The organism is Methanoregula sp. (assembly GCF_002835825.1).
Taxonomy (GTDB): Archaea; Halobacteriota; Methanomicrobia; order Methanomicrobiales; family Methanospirillaceae; genus Methanoregula.
This window is the reverse complement of the sequence record NZ_PIZH01000395.1, coordinates 1-1,901: the sequence shown is the minus strand read 5'-3', so window position 1 is coordinate 1,901 and position 1,901 is coordinate 1. Positions and strand designations below refer to the sequence as shown.

Genomic DNA, 1,901 nt, shown 5'->3' with positions numbered 1-1,901 from the left:
TTTGTGCTCGTGGGCTGGGGGCGCCGCTCCTACCTGCGACAGGGAGAGGACAGTGTAACCGGGGGAGGGAAAGAACTCCGGCTTTGGCCTTGCCATCTCCCGGAAGACCCGCGACTACACGGGCATCATGAACCGTGCAACCGGTACGGAAGGAAACGGGGCCCGGTTCGGGATCATCGTACCCGCCGGGAAATACCGGCAGCGATCGTAGCCGGTTCCCGGGCAGGGGAGAGACCCCCCGCGGGACATGCAAAAAGAGGAGTTCAGAGGCCGGCGCGGGTTACGATGATATCCGCAACGGCTTTTGCGCTCCGGAACGGGAAGTCGGAAGCTTTGAGGAGTTTTCCTGCCTCACCGGCAGTCATCTTCAGGTCGCCGACCTGGCAGGTCGTCTCCGCCCCGGCCGGGAATGCAGCTATCAGGTCTTCCGGCGTTGCGATCGGGAACTTCGCCCCTTTGAGCGCTCCCGATATCTGTGCATGGATCTGGTCCTTTACAGATTTGGTCATGGTCCTTCACCACCATTCCATTGCAAGGTCATTGATATATACATGAGCGTCATTAAACTATACAAACGCGGGCCGGTACAGAAAAATGACCCTCGGGGCTATATGCCCCCGGCCCCAGGTAAGGAGAGGACTCATGGGAACAGCATTCGGGACAATGGTCGAGATCCGCGAGCTGAAAACAGAGATAGCCGGGCTCAGGACAGACCTGAAGCGCTTTGTCGAGCGGGCTAACCAGCAGCATACGGACGCGGTGCTCGCTTCCCTCCGGAAGGAGTATGCCGGTGTTTTTTCCGACCAGCAGGTCAGGAATGCACAAGAAGACCTCTCTGCCCGGATGGTGGAGGGCTGCGGCATGCGGGAAACTTGTTACGGCGTGTTCATGGAGTTTTTAGAGAACTCCGCCCGGCATATCCGCGATGGCGAGGTCTCCCCCGAACTGATCGCATCGTACCGCAGCAGAATGAAGGAGCTCAGGAAGAAGGGGCCGCACAAGCAGTGCAGTACCTGCTTTGCCGAAGTGGGCAGGCTCTTTGACAAGCAGGTGGAACTGATGGAGACACTCGGCATCTGCACAAAAGAGATCTCATCCTCATCGGAAGATACAACGCTTGCAGACGAAACCGTTGTCGCCGAACTGCTCGAGCCCGTGGCAAATGTCCAGCGGTTCCAGATCGCAAAGGCGCTGGCGGCCGGGACAAGGACCTTCTCGGAGATCTCCCAGCTGACCGGCCTCCGCGGGGGAAACCTCCTCTTCCATATCAGGAAACTGGCCGACACTGGTATGATCCTCCAGCGCCACGAACGCGGGGATTATATTATCACCGACAAGGGATACCGGACCCTGAAGGCGGTATCGGACCTGCATGCCGCGATTCGTGCGGCTGAATAAGTCCGGGGGAGCGGCAGTCTTCGTTCAGGCACGGTGGCGCTGCGATGCACCACCCCGTGTCCGTCTCCTAAGGATCCGGCGGGTGCTCTGGTACTCGAGCATCCCGAGCCGCTGCTCGATCCTTGAGAGGACATAGAGGTGCAGGAAGAGCACTGCGAGCACGACTGCCCAGAGGAGCCACGATGCGATGGCCGAGGCTATCGCCGCCACGATGACACCGCAGGCAAGGAGCAGGGTTGCCTTCTGGTTCTCCGTTTCCGGTGAAGTCATGTCGATGCAGTAAAAGGCAATGGCAAAGACCGAGACGATGACTGCCATGGTGAGTCCGACAACGAACTGCATCTTGACAACAGCAAAGAGGATGATGAGCGCGTAGATGATCGTCAGTCCGATGGTATATCTCTGCTTCAGGGCAGCGTCACGAATATTTTTCATGATATATTCTCCACAGGATAAGAGTTGGCGGCATGCAGGATAAAGGTGCGGGGAGGGGGGAGAGGGGT

The 1,901-nt window shown here is 58.4% G+C and carries 3 protein-coding genes; 1 reads left to right on the top strand and 2 read right to left on the bottom strand.

Going from position 1 to position 1,901, the window contains the following annotated elements:
• Window positions 1-263: 263 nt before the first annotated feature.
• Window positions 264-509, bottom strand: coding sequence for an MTH865 family protein (locus CW742_RS11475; protein WP_292420513.1), 246 nt, complete (start codon window positions 507-509; stop codon window positions 264-266).
• 133 nt (window positions 510-642) lie between these two features.
• Between CW742_RS11475 and CW742_RS11470 the strand changes: the two genes are divergently transcribed.
• On the top strand, window positions 643-1,398 hold the full coding sequence (locus CW742_RS11470; RefSeq protein ID WP_292420511.1) for an ArsR family transcriptional regulator: 756 nt from the start codon (window positions 643-645) through the stop codon (window positions 1,396-1,398).
• Window positions 1,399-1,422: 24 nt separating this feature from the next.
• Here CW742_RS11470 and CW742_RS11465 read toward each other — a convergent pair whose 3' ends face one another.
• Window positions 1,423-1,833 carry a hypothetical protein gene (locus tag CW742_RS11465; protein ID WP_292420509.1) on the bottom strand — a complete coding sequence of 137 codons (411 nt, stop codon included), beginning with the start codon at window positions 1,831-1,833 and terminating at the stop codon, window positions 1,423-1,425.
• Window positions 1,834-1,901: the final 68 nt, after the last annotated feature.

What these genes read in the sequence shown, in the direction of transcription:
- CW742_RS11470 (WP_292420511.1), top strand. Translation starts at nt 643, where the DNA reads ATGGGAACAGCATTCGGGACAATGGTCGAGATCCGCGAGCTGAAAACA.
- CW742_RS11475 (WP_292420513.1), bottom strand. Translation starts at nt 509, where the DNA reads ATGACCAAATCTGTAAAGGACCAGATCCATGCACAGATATCGGGAGCG.
- CW742_RS11465 (WP_292420509.1), bottom strand. Translation starts at nt 1,833, where the DNA reads ATGAAAAATATTCGTGACGCTGCCCTGAAGCAGAGATATACCATCGGA.